Origin of the sequence: Rhodanobacter panaciterrae, from assembly GCF_014651895.1 — a bacterium.
In the GTDB taxonomy this organism is placed as follows: Bacteria; Pseudomonadota; Gammaproteobacteria; order Xanthomonadales; family Rhodanobacteraceae; genus Rhodanobacter; species Rhodanobacter panaciterrae.
This window is the reverse complement of sequence record NZ_BMXT01000001.1, coordinates 371,296-389,212: the sequence shown is the minus strand read 5'-3', so window position 1 is coordinate 389,212 and position 17,917 is coordinate 371,296. Positions and strand designations below refer to the sequence as shown.

At 65.0% G+C, this 17,917-nt stretch carries 16 protein-coding genes; 9 read left to right on the top strand and 7 right to left on the bottom strand.

From position 1 onward, the window contains the following. Positions 1 to 124 precede the first annotated feature (124 nt). The 3 genes from IE071_RS01745 (at position 125) to IE071_RS01735 (ending at position 4,162) form a co-directional block, all read left to right on the top strand. A complete protein-coding gene (locus IE071_RS01745; protein WP_189439461.1) occupies positions 125 to 2,380 on the top strand; it encodes a TonB-dependent receptor in 2,256 nt (751 codons plus the stop codon). Between the two features lie 160 nt (positions 2,381 to 2,540). Then, positions 2,541 to 3,707, top strand: coding sequence for a sialidase family protein (locus IE071_RS01740; RefSeq protein WP_189439460.1), 1,167 nt, complete (start codon positions 2,541 to 2,543; stop codon positions 3,705 to 3,707). Next, entirely contained in the window at positions 3,704 to 4,162 is a 459-nt protein-coding gene (locus IE071_RS01735) for a thioredoxin domain-containing protein (RefSeq protein WP_189439459.1), read from the top strand. The genes IE071_RS01740 and IE071_RS01735 overlap by 4 nt, the downstream gene beginning before the upstream one ends. A gap of 8 nt (positions 4,163 to 4,170) precedes the next feature. Here the strand turns inward: IE071_RS01735 and IE071_RS01730 are convergent, their stop codons facing one another. From IE071_RS01730 to IE071_RS01720, 3 genes are all read right to left on the bottom strand, one after another. After that, positions 4,171 to 5,160: an isoaspartyl peptidase/L-asparaginase family protein gene (locus IE071_RS01730; protein WP_189440843.1), complete on the bottom strand. Its 990-nt coding sequence runs from the start codon at positions 5,158 to 5,160 to the stop codon at positions 4,171 to 4,173. Between the two features lie 95 nt (positions 5,161 to 5,255). Next, positions 5,256 to 6,812: a M56 family metallopeptidase gene (locus IE071_RS01725; protein WP_189439458.1), complete on the bottom strand. Its 1,557-nt coding sequence runs from the start codon at positions 6,810 to 6,812 to the stop codon at positions 5,256 to 5,258. After that, the gene (locus IE071_RS01720; RefSeq protein ID WP_189439457.1) at positions 6,799 to 7,170 is read right to left on the bottom strand and encodes a BlaI/MecI/CopY family transcriptional regulator; all 372 of its coding nucleotides are present in this window, start codon (positions 7,168 to 7,170) and stop codon (positions 6,799 to 6,801) included. The genes IE071_RS01725 and IE071_RS01720 overlap by 14 nt, the downstream gene beginning before the upstream one ends. A gap of 168 nt (positions 7,171 to 7,338) precedes the next feature. Between IE071_RS01720 and IE071_RS15955 the strand changes: the two genes are divergently transcribed. After that, complete coding sequence (locus IE071_RS15955; protein ID WP_189439456.1) at positions 7,339 to 8,700, top strand: 3-oxoacid CoA-transferase; 1,362 nt, start codon at positions 7,339 to 7,341, stop codon at positions 8,698 to 8,700. Between the two features lie 35 nt (positions 8,701 to 8,735). Here IE071_RS15955 and IE071_RS01710 read toward each other — a convergent pair whose 3' ends face one another. From IE071_RS01710 to IE071_RS01700, 3 genes are all read right to left on the bottom strand, one after another. Beyond that, positions 8,736 to 9,752 (bottom strand): sensor histidine kinase, encoded by a 1,017-nt coding sequence (locus tag IE071_RS01710; protein ID WP_189439455.1) that lies wholly within the window; start codon positions 9,750 to 9,752, stop codon positions 8,736 to 8,738. Between the two features lie 28 nt (positions 9,753 to 9,780). Beyond that, positions 9,781 to 10,512, bottom strand: a complete 732-nt coding sequence (locus tag IE071_RS01705; RefSeq protein WP_072761749.1) for a response regulator transcription factor — start codon at positions 10,510 to 10,512, stop codon at positions 9,781 to 9,783. Positions 10,513 to 10,596: 84 nt separating this feature from the next. After that, positions 10,597 to 11,232 (bottom strand): arylesterase, encoded by a 636-nt coding sequence (locus IE071_RS01700; RefSeq protein ID WP_189439454.1) that lies wholly within the window; start codon positions 11,230 to 11,232, stop codon positions 10,597 to 10,599. Here IE071_RS01700 and IE071_RS01695 point away from each other — a divergent pair. From IE071_RS01695 to IE071_RS01680, 4 genes are all read left to right on the top strand, one after another. After that, complete coding sequence (locus tag IE071_RS01695) at positions 11,231 to 11,932, top strand: ABC transporter ATP-binding protein (protein ID WP_189439453.1); 702 nt, start codon at positions 11,231 to 11,233, stop codon at positions 11,930 to 11,932. The two genes, IE071_RS01700 and IE071_RS01695, sit on opposite strands and share 2 nt — an antisense overlap. A gap of 160 nt (positions 11,933 to 12,092) precedes the next feature. Further along, a complete protein-coding gene (locus IE071_RS01690) occupies positions 12,093 to 14,576 on the top strand; it encodes an ABC transporter permease (protein WP_189439452.1) in 2,484 nt (827 codons plus the stop codon). Positions 14,577 to 14,620: 44 nt separating this feature from the next. Continuing rightward, complete coding sequence (locus tag IE071_RS01685; protein WP_189439451.1) at positions 14,621 to 15,250, top strand: glutathione S-transferase family protein; 630 nt, start codon at positions 14,621 to 14,623, stop codon at positions 15,248 to 15,250. Positions 15,251 to 15,276: 26 nt separating this feature from the next. Beyond that, positions 15,277 to 16,419 carry an SLC13 family permease gene (locus IE071_RS01680; RefSeq protein WP_189439450.1) on the top strand — a complete coding sequence of 381 codons (1,143 nt, stop codon included), beginning with the start codon at positions 15,277 to 15,279 and terminating at the stop codon, positions 16,417 to 16,419. A gap of 38 nt (positions 16,420 to 16,457) precedes the next feature. On the opposite strand, the gene IE071_RS01675 is transcribed toward IE071_RS01680, so the two are convergent. Beyond that, positions 16,458 to 17,237, bottom strand: a complete 780-nt coding sequence (locus IE071_RS01675; protein ID WP_189439449.1) for a DUF4097 family beta strand repeat-containing protein — start codon at positions 17,235 to 17,237, stop codon at positions 16,458 to 16,460. A 138-nt stretch (positions 17,238 to 17,375) separates the two neighbouring features. Between IE071_RS01675 and IE071_RS01670 the strand changes: the two genes are divergently transcribed. After that, the gene (locus IE071_RS01670) at positions 17,376 to 17,900 is read left to right on the top strand and encodes a hypothetical protein (RefSeq protein ID WP_189439448.1); all 525 of its coding nucleotides are present in this window, start codon (positions 17,376 to 17,378) and stop codon (positions 17,898 to 17,900) included. The last annotated feature ends 17 nt before the right edge of the window (positions 17,901 to 17,917 follow it).

Here is a 17,917-nt window from a genome sequence, read left to right as displayed (position 1 = left end):
TCCCATGCACGCCGGACGATACCGCTATGCGTCGCCGGCACGCCCCGCTGCGACAACGCGCCATCTGTTGCGCGTCTGACGGCGAACTATCCTTGCAACCCTAGACGCCCATCCAGAGTATTGCTTGAAAGCCATCCTGCCCGGCCTTTGCGCTGTCGTGTTTGCCGTGTCCAGTAGTTCGCTGCTGGCGGCCGATCCCGCACCGGCGACCACCACCCTGGCGCCGGTATCGGTGCACGCCAGCGACAGTCTGGTGACGGAAACACCGGCCGTACAGGTACGCGTCACCCGCCAACGCCTGCAGCAGCAGAACCTCACCAGCAGCGAGGACGCGCTGAAGTACGTGCCGAACATGATGGTGCGCGCGCGCTACATCGGCGACCCCAACGCCGTGATCAGCGGACGCAATGCTGGCACCCTGCAGAGTGCGCGCAGCCTGGTCTATGCCGACGGCCTGCTGCTGTCCAACCTGATGACCAATGGCTACAACGGCGCACCGCGCTGGGGCATGGTGGCGCCGGAAGAGATCGGCGCGGTCGATGTCATGTACGGGCCGTACTCTGCGTTGTACCCGGGCAACTCGCTGGGTACGACGGTTCTGATCCACACCGTACTGCCGCAGCAACTGGTCGCCAGCGTCAGCACGCAGCTCATGAGCCAGGATTTCCATGACGCTTACGGCACCGGTGGCCACTACAACGGCCGTCAGTTCGCCGCCACGCTGGGTAACAAGCAGGGTCGCTGGAGCTGGTTGCTCGCCTTGAGCCGACTGGACAACGACGGCCAACCGCTGCAGTACGCCACTGCGGCACCCGGCGGCAATGCCGCGATAGCGATACCGGTGACTGGCGCAACGCTCGATCGCAATCCAAACGGTACGCCGCGACTGGTTTACGGTGCCAACAGCATCGAGCACACCGTGCAGACCCAAGCCAAGCTGAAACTCGGCGTGGACATCACCGACCATGTCGCTGCGCTGTTCACCCTGGGCTGGTGGCATAACGATGCCGAAGATCGCACCCGCAGCCTGATCCGCAACAGCAGCGGCCAGTCGGTCAGCGGCGGCGTGATCAGCGCCGCCGGCCAGACCTGGACGCTGCCGGCAAGCGGTCTCGCGCCGACCGCCGGGGTCGATTCGCACATGCTGTACGGTGCCGAGCTGAACGGTCACTTCGACAACGGCTGGCGCTGGATCGCCGTGACCAGCAAGTACGACTTCCTGCATTCGCTGGCCGCTACCGCGAAACTGGCCGAACCCGGCACTCCGGTCGGCGGCCCCGGCAGCATTGCCGACATGAGCGGTTCCGGCTGGAGCACCTTCGACCTGCGCAGCTCCGGCCCGCTGGGCGAGCAGAACACGCTATATGCCGGCGTGCATGGCGACCGCTACGCGCTCAATACCCACGTGCGCAATGCCAGCGACTGGCTCGGCGATGCCGATGGCGCCCAGATCAGCGCATTCGCCGGACGTACCCAGACCCGTGCCGCTTACCTGCAGGATGTATGGAGCTTCGCCCCGGCGTGGGCGCTGACCATCGGCGGCCGACTGGAGCAATGGCGTGCCTATGATGGTCTGCTCGGCAATGCCAGCAGTACGCTGCGCTACGCGGATCGACAGCGCACAGACTTCTCGCCAAAGGCCGCCTTGAGTTGGGATTTCGCCGACAACTGGCAGCTGCGACTGGCGCACGGCAAAGCCGTTCGTTACCCGACCGTGGCCGAGCTGTTCCAGGGCACGATTTCGGCCAATGCGATCATCAACAACAACCCCGCACTCAAGCCGGAGATCGACGAATCCACCGATCTCAGCCTGACTCAACATTTGACCGACGGTCACTGGCGCGTCTCGTTGTTCCAGGATCGCATCGCCGATGCGCTGTACTCGCAGACCGACGTCACCGTCACACCCACCGTCACCAGCGTGCAGAACATCAACCTGATGAGGGTGCGCGGCGTCGAAGGCGAGCTGGGCCTGATCGATGTGTGGATGGAAGGCCTCGACCTGCAGGCCAGCCTCGCGTTCAACGATGCGAAGACGCTGGACGATCGCCAGTATCCGCTGGCCAACGGCAAGTACTTCCCGCGCATCCCGAAGGTTCGTGCCAGCCTGTTCGCCGACTACCGATTCGCGCCGCAATGGGACGCCTCACTCGGCATTCGTCACTCCGGGCGCCAGTACGGGACATTGAACAACAGCGATTTCGTCAACACCTATGGCGCTGTGAGCAGCTTCACCGTGGCGGATGCAAAGCTGCGCTGGAAGTTCGCACCAGGCTGGACCGCCGCGCTCGGCGTCGACAACCTCACCAACACGACGTACTGGGTCTACCATCCCTACGCCGGTCGCACCTGGTTCGGTGAGCTGCGCTGGGAGTTGTGAAAAGCCCTCACGCCAAGCGCACACGGCTCCCTCCCCTGCATGCAGGGGAGGGCTGGGGTGGGGTGCTCTTGATCGTAACTTACGTCAAAAGCCTTACCCCCTCCCAGCCTCCCCCTGCGCGCAGGGGGAGGAGCAAAATCTGGCCTTCCGAGGAACTGCGATGCGTCGCCTGCTGATCACCCTGCTCTGCCTGCTCTCGCCAGCACTGTTCGCGCACGAAGGCATGTCGATGAACATGCCGAAAGGTCCCGAGCTCGGCGCCAGCGCGGCGTTCGACAGCCATGGTCGGCTGTACCTGGTGGACGCGGCGAACGGCCATGTACGCCTGCGCCATTCCGACGACGACGGCCGCACGTTGAGCGCGCCGGTCGACGTGAACGCCATCGCCGAACCGATCTACGCCGAGGGCGAGAACCGCCCGAAGATCGCGTTCGGTCCGCACGACGAACTGTATGTGAGCTGGTCGCAGCCACGCGCGAAACCATGGACCGGCTTCGTGCGCTTCGCCCGCTCGCTGGATCGCCGCGAACACTTCAGCAAGCCGCTTACCGTGCACCACGACCACGCCGAGATCACCCATCGCTTCGACGCACTGGCGGTGGATGGCAACGGCCGCATCGTGATCGCGTGGATCGACAAGCGCGACGTGATCGCCACCACCGCACAAGGCAAACCGTACCTCGGCGCCGCGGTGTACTACAGCTGGTCCGATGATGGCGGCGCCAGCTTCGTGCCCGAGCGCAAGCTGGTCGACCAGAGCTGCGAATGCTGCCGCATCGCGCTGGCACGCCTGCCCGACGGCGGGATCGCTGCGTTCTTCCGCAATATCTACGGCGACAACATCCGCGACCACGCCTATACCGTGCTGCGCACGGACGGCCAGACCAGCCAGGTCGAACGCGCCACCTTCAGCGACTGGCAGATCGCCGGCTGCCCGCATCACGGTCCCGGGCTGGCGATCGGCAGCGACGGTACCCGTCATGCGGTGTGGTACGAGGCCAAGGGCAAGCCGACGATCTGGTACGGCCAGCTCGACCCCGGCCATGCGCCACAACATCCGCTGGCGATCGCCACGACAGGCGCCAGCCATGCCGACGTGGCCGTGCACGAGCGCACGGTCTGGGTGGTATGGAACCAGGTCGGCGCGAACGGCTACACGCTGATGCTGCGTCGCTCGACCGACAACGGTGCGCATTTCGATGCTCCCCGCGAGATCGCCAGCAACAGCGGTGCGGTCGCTTCGCCGCAGTTGCTGCAGAAGCAGGGGCACGCGTTCGTGGCGTGGAATACCGCGACTGGCTTTCGCCTGATCGAGACACCGCGATGAAACGCCTGCTGCTGGCATTCGCCCTATGGCTGCCGGCCATCGCCATGGCCGGCTCGCTGCAGCCGTTAACCGCGGCCGAGGTGCCCGCCCTGCTGCAGCCGCCGGCGCGTGGCGAACGAATCATCGCGCTGTGGGCACTCGACTGCGCCTATTGCGAACCGAACCTCGAAGCCCTCGCCGCCTTGCAGCGCGCGCATCCGCATGAGATCGAACTGCTCACGGTGACGACCGATAGCATCGAACAACGCGAGGCGATCGAAGCGCGCCTGCGCAGCATGCAGATGGCCGGTTATCCGGCCCGCGCGTATGCCGAAGCGTCACCCGAACAGATCAACTTCCTGCTCGACCCGGACTGGGGCGGCGAGACGCCGCGCGTGCTGGTGATCCGCGCCGATGGCAGCCGGCTGGGCATCAGCGGTGCGTTGACACCGGAGCAACTGCAGAAGCTGCGCTAGGCGCCGGGTTACTCCGCGCTGTCAGCCGGTGCCGGCAACTCCGCCGTACCATCGTCCTCGTCGCCATAGAGCGCCACGTGAGGCACGCCGTCGGCACCGATCCAGCCGCGATACATGCCGTCGGTGTTGAACGGGATCGAAATCTGGCCGTCCGCATCCAGCGCGATCGCGCCGCCGTTGCCACCCATCGAGGGAATTTCCTGATTGATCACCTCGGCTGCGGCGCGCTTCAGCGGCACACGCATCTGGGTGACCTTCATGCAGATCTCGTGCGCGGCTACCGTGCGGATATAGAACTCGCCCCAACCCGTGGCGGACACCGCACAGCCGGAATTCGCGTAGGTGCCGGCTCCGATGATCGGCGAATCGCCGACGCGTCCCCAGCGCTTGTCGTTCATGCCGCCGGTGGACGTGCCAGCGGCGAGATGGCCCTGCACATCCAGCGCCACCGCACCGACCGTACCGAAATGTTTGGCCGTCTCGACGTCCGCATGCGGCTGCTTCGCCGCGTCTTCCTTGAGCGCCTTCTGCAGCTGCTGCCAGCGCTCTTCGGTGCGAAAGTACGAGGGATTGACCAGCGGCATGCCGATGCTCTGCGCGAATGTCTCGGCGCCGTCGCCGGACAGCATTACATACGGCGTCTTCTCCATCACCGCCCGCGCCAGCTGGATCGGATTCTTGATCCGCCGCACGCCGGCCACCGCACCGGCACTCAACGTGTTGCCGTCCATGATCGCCGCATCGAGTTCGTTCTTGCCGTCGTGGGTGAACACCGAGCCCTTGCCCGCATTGAAGTTCTCGTCATCCTCCAGCACGGTGATCGCCGCAGCCACCACATCCGGCGCCGGCTTGCCCGCCTTCAGCTGGGCATAGCCGTTCTTAAGCGCCAGCGTCATCGCGGCACGCACCACCTTTTCCCTGGCCGGCGTCATGTCGCGCCTGATCACGCCAGCGCCGCCATGGATCACCAGCACGGGCGAGACGGCGGCGTGGCTCAGGCTGGCGATTCCAAAGATGGCTAGGGCGACGAACAGACGGTGCGGCTTCACTTCACTCTCCCGATGGTTGGGCAAAGTATAGCCAACCGCACCGGTCACTTATTCTCGAAACGCACCTGCTTGCCCTCGAACACGGCCTTCTTGCCGTCGATATCAGCGACCAACTGCAAGGCGCGTTCGGCCGGTATCTGTTCGAAATTCAAGGTAACCAGACGATTGTCCAGCGCTTCCGGATTGGCCAGCTCAAGCCCCGCCTTGGACGCCATGGATACCGCTATTGCGCGCGCAGGCTGATCCTTGACGTTCTGGTTGATCATGAACAAACGGGCGCTTGTCTCGGCAGTGGGAGTGCGCGCCGGGCAACCAGCCAATGGCGTCACGTCGAATGCATATCGTTGCTTGTCATCCTTGCCTTTGCCGGCGGCATGCAGCACCTCGCCGAGCGCACCGCGCAACTGGACATGCTCAACCGGCGCTTTATCGGGACCCGCCACTGTCAGATCGATGTGCACTCGCTTGCCAGTCTCGGGCAAGGTCCTCGTTTCTATTTTCCAGCCATGGTTGGTCGCGCTCGCGCTCACGCCGGGCGTCATGCACAGCGCAATCGTCATGCGTTCGGCGTGGTTGCTGTGCGCGCCATCACTACCCAGCTCAACCATCATGTCCAGTTGGTATTCATTGGCAGCAGTCGATTTCGAGGTGGCTGCCGGGCGCTGATCTGACATCGCACTGGCTGCGTATACCGAGCCGGCAACCGCAGTGGCGAGGATGAGACCGGTGATATTCCCGAAGATGCGCTGCAAACGGCCAGGTGGGGTCAGCTTCAACATGGCAATACGCTCCGTGAGTGGATGACGAGGTGACCAGGGGCAACCCACCGGCAGTGCAAACAGTGCCGATTGGGTCTTCAACATCGCATTCGCATAGCTGCGCCGCTGTGCACCGTGCTCGCGCAGCACCGCGGCGTCGCAGGCCAGTTCCTGGTCGTGGCGCAATGCACCGAGCACCCACCACGCCAATGGATGGAACCAGAACAGCGCCACGACGATCTGTGCCAGCAAGCACCACCAACCATCGCCCCGGCGCGCATGCATCGCTTCGTGGGCGAAGATCAACGCCCGCTCGGTGGTGTCGTAACGACGTTCGAAATCGGCGGGCAACACGATCCGGCTACGCCAGGCGCCGACCAGCGCCGGCCCGACATCCGCGCTGGTGGCGCGCAATACTGGCCAGCGCGAGGACACGTCGGTCATCGACGTGGCGCCACGCAGGCGATTGCGATAGCGCCACTGCGCGAATACCGCCGACGCCAGGACAATCGCAGTGCCCACGCACCAAGCCAACATGACCAGACTGCGCCAGCCAATTCCAGCAGACGTACCAGCGTGGGATGGCAGCACGCCGGTCACCGAGGTGATCATGTACACCAGCACAGGTAGTGCCGTGCGGCTGGTACTCGTGGCATGCGGCAACTGGCCGACCAGCATCGCCAATGGCACCAGCGACCACAGCTGAAAGGCGCGCTCGGCACCGAACCATCGGCGACAGGGTTTACGCAACGCGACCACGACAAGTACGGCGGCGGTGAATGCGAGGATCAGCAACCAGCCGTGCTCCAGCCCGTCCATCGCCATCAACTCAAGGCTGCTCATCGTCAAGCTCCTTGAGCAGCTTGCGTAGTTCGGCGATGTCCTTCTTCGACAGCTTGCGCTGCTCGGAGAAGTGCGCGACCAGCGGTGCCACGCGTCCGCCGAACAGGCGATCGAGCAGACCCTTGCTCTCCTGCTGGACGTACTGCTCACGCTTCAGCAGCGGCGTGTAGAGATAACGGCGCCCCTCGCGCTCGGCGTGCACTGCCTTCTTCCGCAACAGGCGGTTGAGCAGGGATTTCACCGTGCCTTCCTGCCAGTTCTGCGCCGGGCCAACCTCGGCGAGGATCTCCTCGGCGCTGCGGGGCGCTTCGCGCCACAGCACATCCATCACCACCGCTTCCGCTTCGCTGATCGCCATGAGTCACCGTTTACGCGTGTAAGTGGAATGATGTTTACACGCGTAAATGATGGCGTCAAGCCCTCAAATTGCCGGCGCGAGACCCGGCCTACGACCTTGGTACAGGGCAGCCGGTAGCCAATCCGGCGTATCCTTGGCAGCTGACTCTCCCTGCAGGAAGGCACAGCAATGAACAAGGTTTACCCCACCGCGGCGAAAGCTCTTGATGGACTGTTGGTCGATGGCATGACGATCGCTGCGGGCGGCTTCGGCCTGTGCGGCATTCCCGAGAACCTGATCGGCGCGCTGCTGGAGGCCGGCACCAAGGGGCTGACCATCGTCGGCAACAACGCCGGCGTGGATGATTTCGGCATGGGTCCGCTGCTGAAGACGCATCAGGTGAAACGCGTGTACGCGTCCTACGTGGGCGAGAACAAGGAGTTCGAGCGGCAGGTGCTGGCAGGCGAATTGGAGCTGCACCTGACCCCGCAGGGCACGCTGGCGGAAAAGCTGCGCGCCGGCGGCGCCGGCATCCCCGGCTTCTACACGCGCACCGGCTTCGGCACCAAGCTGGCCGAGGGCAAGGAAACCAAGGTCTTCGGCGACAAGGAATACGTGCTGGAAGAAGCGATCCATGCCGACCTGTCGATCGTCAAGGCGTGGAAGGGCGACGCCCACGGCAACCTGGTGTTCCACGAGACCGCGCGCAATTTCAATCCGATGATCGCCACCTGCGGCAAGATCTGCGTGGCCGAGGTTGAGGAGATCGTGCCAGTCGGCTCGATCGATCCCGATGGCGTGCACGTGCCGGGCATCTACGTCGACCGCATCGTGCAGGGCGCGAAGTACGAGAAGCGCATCGAGTTCCGCACCGTCGCCGGCGTGGTCGGCGGCAAGGAAAGCCCGATCCGCGTGGCGATGGCCAAGCGTGCCGCGCAGGAGTTGCAGGACGGCTTCTACGTGAACCTCGGCATCGGCATTCCCACCATGGTGGCGAACTACATTCCCGAGGGAGTCAATGTCACCCTGCAGTCGGAGAACGGCCTGCTCGGCATCGGCCCGTTCCCGAGCGAAGACAACATCGATCCCGACCTGATCAACGCCGGCAAGCAGACCATCACCACCCTGCCCGGCTCCAGCTTCTTCTCCAGCGCCGACTCGTTCGCGATGATCCGCGGCGGCCACATCGATCTGTCGATCCTGGGTGGACTGGAAGTCTCCGCACACGGCGACCTGGCGAACTGGATGGTCCCCGGCAAGATGGTCAAAGGTCCCGGCGGCGCGATGGATCTGGTCAGCGGCGTCAAACGCGTGGTGGTGCTGATGGAGCACAACGCGAAGGACGGCACGCCGAAGATCCGGACGGAGTGCGAACTGCCGTTGACCGGCAAGCAGGTGGTCGACCTGATCATCACCGACCTGTGCGTATTCAAGGTCAACAAGGGCGACGGCCTGGTGCTGATCGAACTCAACGACGGCGTCAGTCTCGCCGACGTGAAGGCCAAGACCGGCTGCGCGTTCAGCGTGGACCCGGCGCTGCAAGCCGGCTGATCCTTGCGCAGGGGCGCACGTGTGCGCTCCTGCGGTCAGGCGCTGGCGATCGTCTCGACCGGCAGCGGATGCGGAAAGCGGATGCGCGCGATGTTTTCCTGCCCGACCCGCGTCTGCAATTCCAGCGGCCAGCCGAAGCGGTCGCTGATGCGCTGGGCGATCGCCAGTTCAAAGCCGTGCCGATCCACGCCATGCACGCGCAGCGGGCGGGAACTGTCGCCGGGTATGTGCGGATCCGCGTGATTGCTCACGCTCACCACGCCGGGCAGCACACTGACCACCACGCTGCCCTGTTCGGTCTGCTGACAGGCGTTGCGGATCAGCTGCCAGCACAACACCGAGAAGGCCTGCGCCGAACCCTCCAGCGCAAACCGCGCCGGCTCCTCCAGCAGCAACTCGATCGGGCGGCCGGTCAGCAACTCGCGAGCGGATTCCATCTCCCGGCGCAGCACGTCGTTGGCAATGAAGCGTTCGTGATCCGTCGCGCTATCGCTCTCGCGGGCGAGGATCAGCAATGCCTCGACCAGCACCTCCATCTCGCGCGCGGCACGCTTGATCCGGCGCACCGAACGGGCGCCGAAATCGCTGATGCCCTCCTCCTCGGCCAGCATGTCGACCGACATCTTGATCACGGTGAGCGGACTGCGCAGTTCATGGCTGGCATCGCGGGTGAAGTTGCGCTCGCGCTGGTTGTAGTTGGCGATGCGCGTGGCAAACCCATGCAGTCCACGCGCCAGCGAGGCCACATCGGCGTCGGTGTGGGTGGACATCTGATCCAGATGCAAGGATTCCGGATCGAACTGCTGGCCATCCCAGCGATTGACCAACCGAGCCAGCGCACGCACAGGCCGCCACTCGCGGCGGGTGGCGAACCACGCGATGGCCGTGGTGAGCACGATTACCGCGATCACCACGACGGTCGGCACGATATTGTAAATACCCAGGATGCAGACGATCGCCACGATCAGAAACTGCAAACCGAACACCCACGCAATCCGTCGCCGGAACGCACCCACACGGAATGTGACTGCTTTGACTACCCTGCTATCCATTACATGTTTTCGCCCTGTCGATGCAATGTCAGGCTGTCTGGGTTGTCGACGCCACTTCCGACTCCAGATCCGCGAGGCGATAACCCGCCGAATGGATGGTGTGTAACAGGGGATGTGCGAAGGGTTTGTCTATGACCCGACGCAGGTTGTACAGATGCGAGCGCAAGGTGTCCGAATCGGGCAACGTATCGCCCCAGATTTCGCGCTCGATGTCGCGCCGGCTGACCACCCGTGGCGATTCGCGCATCAGGATCGCCAGCAGCTTCAGTCCGATTGGCGACACGGTCAGCTCCTGGCCGTCGCGGGTCAGTCGCAGCGTGGCGGTATCCAGGGTCATGTCGCCGACCGTGAGCACCTCGGTGGACACCTGGCGACGATCGCGGCGGATCAACGCACGCAGACGTGCCTCGAGCTCGCGTACTTCGAATGGCTTCACCAGGTAATCGTCGGCACCGGCTTCGAGACCCACCAGCTTGTCTTCCAGCGTGTCGCGCGCGGTCAGCATCAGCACCGGGGTGGATTTCTTCGCTTCGCGGCGCAGCTTGCGACAGACTTCCAGCCCGTCCAGACCCGGCAGCATCAGGTCCAGCACGATCACGTCGTAACTGTTGGAGACCGCCAGATGCAGGCCACTGACGCCATCGGCGGCATAGTCGACCGAGTAGCCGCGACGCTCCAGGAACTCGCCGACCATTTCGGCTATCTGGCGGTTGTCCTCGACCAGAAGAATCAGTCCCGCTTGCTCGTCATGTACGGTCATATCGTCCTCACCTCAGTGGCCTTCACATATGTGAAGAGATAACCGTTGTGGGGGTGAGGGTAGCGTGAAATCGGTGCGGACGGTTCAGAGCCCGTTGGGTATTGCGGGTTGATCGAGCAGTGGTTGCAATTGTTTCCACACGGTGTCCAGCACGCGCGGCTCGGCGCCGGCGACTGGATGCAGGCCATCGTCCTGCATCAAGGCAGGATCGAGCGCGATGCCGTCGAGCAGGAACGGCACCAGCGCCGTGTGTCGGTCGCGTGCAAGATCCGCATAGATCGCACGCAGCCCATCGCGATACTGCGGCCCGTAGTTCACCGGCAATTCGATGCCGACCAGCAGCACCCGCACCTTCGCCTGCTGCGCCTGCCCGATCATCGCGGCGAGATTGTCGCGCAGAGCCGGCAGCGGCAGACCGCGCAAACCGTCGTTCGCACCCAGCTCCAGCACCAAGATCGTTGGTCGATATTTCGCCAGCAGCGCCGGCAAACGGTTGCGTCCACTCAATGAAGTCTCGCCGCTGATGCTGGCATTGATCGCGGCCCACTTCGGCACCATCTTGCCAAGACGCGCATCCAGCAGATGCACCCAGCCGGACTCGACCGGTATGTTGTGCGCGGCGGACAGCGAATCACCCAGCACCAGCACGGTTTTCGGCACCGCCGCCTGGGCGCTGCCGATGCCACACAAAAAGACCAACAGCCATAGGCATCGACGCATGAGTGATTCTTCCCGTCCACTTCTTGAGGCCTGCGATGTTAGCAAGTCGGTCAGCGGCCCCGAGGGGAGACTGGAAATCCTCAGCAAGGTCAGCCTGCAGATCCAGCCGGGCGAGAGCTTCGCCATCGTCGGCGCCTCCGGCTCCGGCAAGACCACCCTGCTCGGCTTGCTGGCGGGACTGGATACGCCGGATACCGGCCGCATCGCCCTGCACGGCCACGCGCTGGAGCAGTTGGATGAGGAAGCGCGGGCCGACCTGCGCCGACGACTGGTCGGTTTCGTGTTCCAGTCGTTCCATCTGCTGCCCGCGCTTACCGCCGAGGAAAACGTGATGCTGCCGCTGGAGCTGGAAGGCAGCAGCGCGGCACGCCAACGCGCACGTGAGGCACTCGAAGCGGTCGGGCTGACCCCGCGCCGCAGGCACTATCCGGCCCAGCTTTCCGGCGGCGAGCAGCAGCGCGTGGCGATCGCCCGCGCGTTCGTGCACGGTCCGCGCGTGCTGTTTGCCGACGAACCCACCGGCAACCTCGACCAGCGCACCGGCCATCACATATGCGATCTGCTGTTCGCGCTGAATCGCGATCACCGCACCACCCTGGTGCTGGTGACGCATGACGCCACGCTGGCTGCGCGTTGCGATCGACGGATCGAACTGGAAGAGGGTCGCGTCGCGGTGACTCATGCGGAAGCACGCGTATGAACACCACGATACGTCGGTTTCTTTCCCCCTCCTCTGCTTGCCCCAAAGGGACTTCCTCTGGTCGCAGGGGAGGGTTGGGGTGGGGTGCTTTTGATCTTTGCCGCGACCTTGAGCAACCCCCTCCCAACCTCCCCCTGCGTGCAGGGGGAGGAGCAAGCCCATGAACCTGCTCCGCTTCTCCTTGCGCAGCCTGCGCCGCGAATGGCATCTGCCGGAGTTGCGCACGCTGGCTGCGTCGCTGGTGTTGGCGGTGGTCGCGCTGGGTGTGGTCGCCACGCTGTCGACGCGGATCGAGCGCGGCATGCTGGCCAGCGCCGCCGAATTGATCGGTGGCGATATCGGCGTGGCATCACCGCAGACCGTGCCGGAAGCCTTCGCCGTCGAGGGCCGCCAGCGCGGCTTGCAGCTCACGCGCACCGCCAGCTTCCCCAGCGTGGCCTTCGCGCATCAGCAGACCCAGTTGCTCGACGTGCAGGCCGCTGATGCGCACTATCCGCTGCGCGGCACGCTGGAGTTGGGCGACGCGAATGGACGTCCATACAACGGCCATGCACCCGCCGCTGGCGAGGTCTATCTCGATCATCGCGCGCTGGTCGCGCTGAATCTGAAAGTGGGCCAACCGCTGCAACTGGGTGGACGCGACCTGGTCATCGCCGCCGAACTGCTTCGTCAGCCGGACGGCGGCGAATTGTTCGCACTGGCGCCACGCGCGCTGATGAATCTGGCCGATGCCGAAAAAGCGGGCCTGCTCGGTGTCGGCAGCCGTGCGCGCCATCGCCTGCTGCTGGCCGGCGAACCGGCGGCCGTGCAGGGTTGGCGTGACTGGGCGCAATCGACGACCTTGCCGCAAGGTGCCGAATTGATCACGCCGGAGCAAACTCAGGAACGCATGCGCTCGGCATTCGATCGGGCCGGCGCGTTCCTGCGTCTGACCGCGCTGCTGTCGGCGTTGCTGGCCGGCATCGCGATTGCGCTGTCCGCGCAACGCTACGCACGCCGCAAGACTTCCGAAGTGGCGTTGCTGCGTGCACTGGGTACATCACGCCAGCGCGTGCTCGGCCTGCTGCTTGGCACGCTCGGCGCACTCGCGCTGCCCGCAACAGCGCTCGGCCTGTTGCTGGCGCTGGGGCTGGCGCAACTGGCGTGGTTGTTCGCCAGCTCGTTGTTCGGCAGCGTGCCGACCTTGCTGCCGCTGGCGCCATCGTTCGCCGCCGCTGCGATGGGCATCGCCGTGCTGGCCGGCTTCGCCCTGCCGCCGCTGGTGCGGCTGGCCGAGGTGCCGCCGGTAGCGGTGTTCCGCCAGAGCGTGCAGCGGCGCGTGCGGCGTTTCGATGCGCTGTACCTGGTTCCCGTGCTGGTCGCGCTGGGCCTGATCTGGAGCCAGAGCAGCTCGCTGCAGCTGGCCGGCATTCTCGCCGCCAGCCTGCTCGGCGTGGCCGTGATCGCGGCATTGCTGGCCGCCGTGTTGCTATGGCTGGCACGACGCGTCGCACCCGGCGCGCATCCGGCGCTGCGACTCGGCCTCGCCGCCCTGGCGCGGCGGCGCACGCTGAGCCTGATCCAGGCCACCGCACTCAGTCTCGGTCTGTGCGCGCTGTTGTTGCTGGCGATCGTCGCACCGGCTTTGCTGCAGGGCTGGCGACAGGAACTGCCTGCGGATACGCCGAACTGGTTCGCGCTGAATCTGCAGGACGATCAGCGCGCTGGTTTCGAACACGCGCTGGCCGGCATCGGTGGTGACCAGCTCAACATGCTGCCGCTGGCGGTGGGCAAGCTCACCGCGATCAACGGCTCACCGATCGACCAGCTGCACTTCGCCGACGAACGCGCGAAGGACTGGGCCGACCGGCAGCTGCGGCTGTCGTGGGCCGATGCCTTGCCGCCGTCGAATCAGGTGATCGCCGGCCAGTGGCAAGGTGCGCATCCGGCGGAGGCCGAAGTGTCGATCGACACCATGTGGCGCGACATGTTCGCGCTGAAGGTGGGCGACACGCTGAGCTTCAACGTCGGCGAAGGCAATATCGAGGCGAAGATCGGCAGCATTCGCAAGGTCGACTGGAGTTCGTTCCGGGTCAACTTCTTCCTGTTGCTCGACCCAGCCCACGCCGGCGACCTGCCGCACACTTGGCTGGCCAGTTTCCATCTGGCGCGCGGTCATGCCACCCAACTGGCACAGTTGTCGCGCGACTATTCCAACCTCAGTCTGGTCGATGTCGATTCACTGCTCGATCGCGTGCGCGAGATCGTCGACCGCGTCGGCAATGCGGTGCGCTGGATCCTCGGCTTCAGCCTGCTCGCCGGCGCGCTGGTGCTGGCCGCCGCACTCGCCGCCAGTGCCGCCGAACGCCGCCACGAGGCCGCGCTGCTGCGCACGCTCGGTGCACGTCGCAACCAACTGCGCGTCGCTGCCGCCTGCGAATTCGCCCTGCTCGGCCTGGTCGCCGGCCTCACCGCCGCCTTCGGTGCCGCCGGCGCCGGACTATGGCTTGGCCACGCCGTGTTCCATATCGAAGGCTTCGTGCCGCCGCTGTGGCCACTCGCGTTCGCCGCGCTCGGTGCCGCCTTCGTGGTGATGCTGCTGGGGTTGGCTGGGACAAGGAAGGTGACGCGGACGTCGCCGATGCGCTTGTTGCGCGAAGGGTGAGCCGCCGCCAAGATCGCGTGTATCGAACGCGCTGAGGAAATCGCATGTACACCCTCTACTACTCCCCCGGCACCGCCAGCATGGTGGTGCATCTGGCGCTGCTGGAGATCGGTGCGCCGCATGAGTTGCGGCTGGTCGATTTCGATACCAAGGCGCAGCACGATCCGGCTTATCTGAAACTCAATCCGCGTGGCGTGGTGCCGACGCTGGTGATCGACGGCCGGCCGTTGTCGGAATCGGCAGCGCTGCTGATGGTGCTGGCCGAGCGCCACTCGGAAGCGAAGCTGGCGCCCGCGCCGGGCACGCCCGAGCGCGAGGCGTGGCAGCAGTGGATCGTCTATCTCAGCAACACGCTGATGTCGACGTACCGCTTCTGGTTCTATCCGCCCGAACTGGGCGCGGCGGAGCACACGCCGGAGGTGCGCGCCGCCCTGCAGCGCAAGATCGAAGGGGTGTGGGTGCTGCTGGATGCGCAACTCGCCGCGCATGGACCGTATCTGCTTGGCGCCGAATTCTCCGGTGCCGATTTGTTGCTGACCATGCTGATGCGTTGGTCGCGCAATATGCCGCGTCCGGCCACCGAGTGGCCCGCGCTGAAGCGGCTGGCCGACCTGGTGCGCGCACGCCCGAGCTGGCAGAAGCTTTACGAGATCGAAGGATTGAGCGAGTGGTGATGCGCATGTCGGCCGGATGCTGATGCATGGGTGATGCAAAGCCGTCATCTGGCGCGTCATCGTCGTGGATACAGAAACTGCAAGCCGAATGGTTGTTGCTGCTGTTCGCCACGCTGACGATCGCGCTGGCCCTGCTCGACCCACAGCCGCTGGCGAAATATCAGTACTGGCTGCAGCTGCCGACACTGGCCGGCTTGATGGGCCTGCTGATCGCGATCCAGGGCATCCGCGACAGTGGCTTGGTGCAGCACGCGGCGGTAGCGGTGGTGGCCCGGGCACATTCGCTGCGCAGTCTCGGCCTGCTACTGGTCAGCGCAACGGCGTTGTTGTCGATGGTGCTGACCAACGACGTCAGCCTGTTCCTGATCGTGCCGCTGACATTGGCGATCGGCGGCATCTCGAACCTGCCGGTGTTGCGCATGGTGGTGCTGGAGGCGCTAGCGGTGAATGCCGGGTCCACCTTGAGCCCGATCGGCAATCCGCAGAACCTGCTGCTGTGGCAGCACTCGTCGATGCCATTCCTGCATTTCGTGCTGGCAATGCTGCCGACGGCGGCCGTGATGTTCGCGCTGGTGGCGACATTCACGTGGCTGTGGCTGCCGCGCGACCGGATCGAACTGACTCCGGACAAGATCGATGGCCACGTGACGTCGAACCGGCTCGGCGCATGGTCGACAGTCGCCTTGGTCGGCATGGTGCTGTTGATGGAATACCACCAGGCTCCACTGGGTGCCGTACTGCTGCTGGTGCTATTCGCGTTGCTGGCGCGTTCGAGCCTGGCGCGAATCGACTGGCTGCTGCTGCTGACGTTCGCGGCGATCTTTCTGGGACTGGGCCACTTCGCCGAACTGTCGCTGGTGCGCGATGCGCTGGACCGACTCGACTTCAGCCGGCCGCTGACCTTGTATGCCAGCGGCATCCTCGCCTCGCAGCTGATCAGCAATGTGCCGGCGACGGTGCTGCTGCTTGACCGCACACCGGATGCGATCGCCCTGGCGGTCGCGGTGAACGTGGGCGGTTTCGGCGTGGCGATCGGCTCGCTGGCGAACCTGATCGCGCTGCGCCTGGCCAAGCAGCCGCATGGCCTGCGCATGCTGCATCTGGTGTCGATTCCGTTCCTGCTGGTGTGCGCACCGCTGGTGTATCTGGTCTGGCTCTGGCTGGGCTGATATCCGGCGACTCCTGCCCGCGCACGGCGTAATCCGTATCAATCGTCATCGTTGTCATGCGGCACACTGACCTTGCCCTTCACCCCGGAATGATTGACGTCGCCACTGCCCTTGGCGCCGAGGCTGAAATCGCCGATCACATCGCTCACGGTGAAATCGCCGGAACCCAGCGTATCGGCATGCACACTGCCACCGACCTTGCGCAACGTGACGTCGCCCGAGCCGACGCTGCCAACCCTGGCATCGCCCTTGATGCCATCGGCCTTGAAGTCGCCGGAGCCGACGGAGCCCAGTTCCAGGCTGCCGATATCGGTCGCGTCGACATCACCGGAACCCACGCTGGTGCTGAACTTGCCGGACACCTGGCGCACATGCAGGTCACCCGAGCCGACGTTGCTTTGCAGCTGCTGCACACCACTGACCTCGGCGTCGCCGGAGCCCACACTCAAGGTCACCGGCAAGTTCGCCGGCAGCTGCACGGTGACTTCGAGATTCGCGTAGGAGTTGCCGAACAAGCTCAGCGAGAAGTGATTGTCACCGCCGATGTCGAGCAGCAGCTGGTCGCCCTGACGTCGCTGAGTGACCTGCAGACCGTCCAGTGCCGCCTTGTCCGAGGCGCAGGCACGGCCGGTGAGGGTGAGCCCCCGGGCGTTGTCACTGCCGGTCAGATGCAGGTCGTGGCTGTGCACCTCGATCTGCACGGCCCGCACGCCAGCCAGATCGAGCTGGAGGTTGCGCGGCGCCTCGTACTTGCACGGGGTGGCGGCGAAGGTAGCGAACGGCGCAAGCAACAGGGCGGCGGTGAAAAGACGGCGCATGGTGACTCTCCTCGGGTTATCGACAGGCTTGAGATGCCGCTGGCGGCAAAAGGGTTGCAAGCTCATGCGCACAGCGTCGCACAAGTCAACGCGTCGGCGCCGGAAACGTTTTCTGTCTACCTACCCAGGATATTTACCATGCATCGCAAGACCCTGCTCGCTTCCGCACTGGCCGTGCTGATGGTCGGATCGACCGCGTTCGTGATGGCTCAGGACGCACCTCCGCCGACACCCCCTGCCTCAGCCCATGCGGCCCATGGCAAGGACATGCACGCAGCCACACGGCGTGATGGCGACCACGGCCATGACATGCGCCAGCGCGGCTTCGATGGCCAGCGTGGTGGCGTGATCGGCGACCTGCGAGGGCTGGAGCGGCTGTACATGCAGGCCGGTCGCAGCAAGGAGCTGGCCGCGCTGTACAACGACGTGCTGGCCAAATCGCAGGATCCGCGCGTACGCGATTACGTCTATCAGCATCTGGCCCGCCTGCAGGCGCGGCCGACGAATCTGGATCAGGCGATTGCCACGCTGCGCAAGGGGCTGGACGAAAGCCTTGCCAACGAGGCGAAGATGCGCGCCGAGCGGGAGCAGATGCGTGCCGCCTGGCAGCAGCACCACGGCGACGACGCGATGCGCGCCGCACAGCCGCCAGCAGGTAAGTAATCGCTCTTAGTGCTCCG

Excerpts from the sequence above, each read along its gene's own strand:
- IE071_RS01680 (WP_189439450.1), top strand. The coding sequence starts at position 15,277 with ATGGGTGATGCAAAGCCGTCATCTGGCGCGTCATCGTCGTGGATACAG.
- IE071_RS01700 (WP_189439454.1), bottom strand. The coding sequence starts at position 11,232 with ATGCGTCGATGCCTATGGCTGTTGGTCTTTTTGTGTGGCATCGGCAGC.
- IE071_RS01735 (WP_189439459.1), top strand. The coding sequence starts at position 3,704 with ATGAAACGCCTGCTGCTGGCATTCGCCCTATGGCTGCCGGCCATCGCC.
- IE071_RS01705 (WP_072761749.1), bottom strand. The coding sequence starts at position 10,512 with ATGACCGTACATGACGAGCAAGCGGGACTGATTCTTCTGGTCGAGGAC.
- IE071_RS15955 (WP_189439456.1), top strand. The coding sequence starts at position 7,339 with ATGAACAAGGTTTACCCCACCGCGGCGAAAGCTCTTGATGGACTGTTG.
- IE071_RS01710 (WP_189439455.1), bottom strand. The coding sequence starts at position 9,752 with ATGGATAGCAGGGTAGTCAAAGCAGTCACATTCCGTGTGGGTGCGTTC.
- IE071_RS01685 (WP_189439451.1), top strand. The coding sequence starts at position 14,621 with ATGTACACCCTCTACTACTCCCCCGGCACCGCCAGCATGGTGGTGCAT.
- IE071_RS01675 (WP_189439449.1), bottom strand. The coding sequence starts at position 17,237 with ATGCGCCGTCTTTTCACCGCCGCCCTGTTGCTTGCGCCGTTCGCTACC.
- IE071_RS01725 (WP_189439458.1), bottom strand. The coding sequence starts at position 6,812 with ATGAGCAGCCTTGAGTTGATGGCGATGGACGGGCTGGAGCACGGCTGG.
- IE071_RS01695 (WP_189439453.1), top strand. The coding sequence starts at position 11,231 with ATGAGTGATTCTTCCCGTCCACTTCTTGAGGCCTGCGATGTTAGCAAG.
- IE071_RS01670 (WP_189439448.1), top strand. The coding sequence starts at position 17,376 with ATGCATCGCAAGACCCTGCTCGCTTCCGCACTGGCCGTGCTGATGGTC.
- IE071_RS01690 (WP_189439452.1), top strand. The coding sequence starts at position 12,093 with ATGAACCTGCTCCGCTTCTCCTTGCGCAGCCTGCGCCGCGAATGGCAT.
- IE071_RS01740 (WP_189439460.1), top strand. The coding sequence starts at position 2,541 with ATGCGTCGCCTGCTGATCACCCTGCTCTGCCTGCTCTCGCCAGCACTG.
- IE071_RS01720 (WP_189439457.1), bottom strand. The coding sequence starts at position 7,170 with ATGGCGATCAGCGAAGCGGAAGCGGTGGTGATGGATGTGCTGTGGCGC.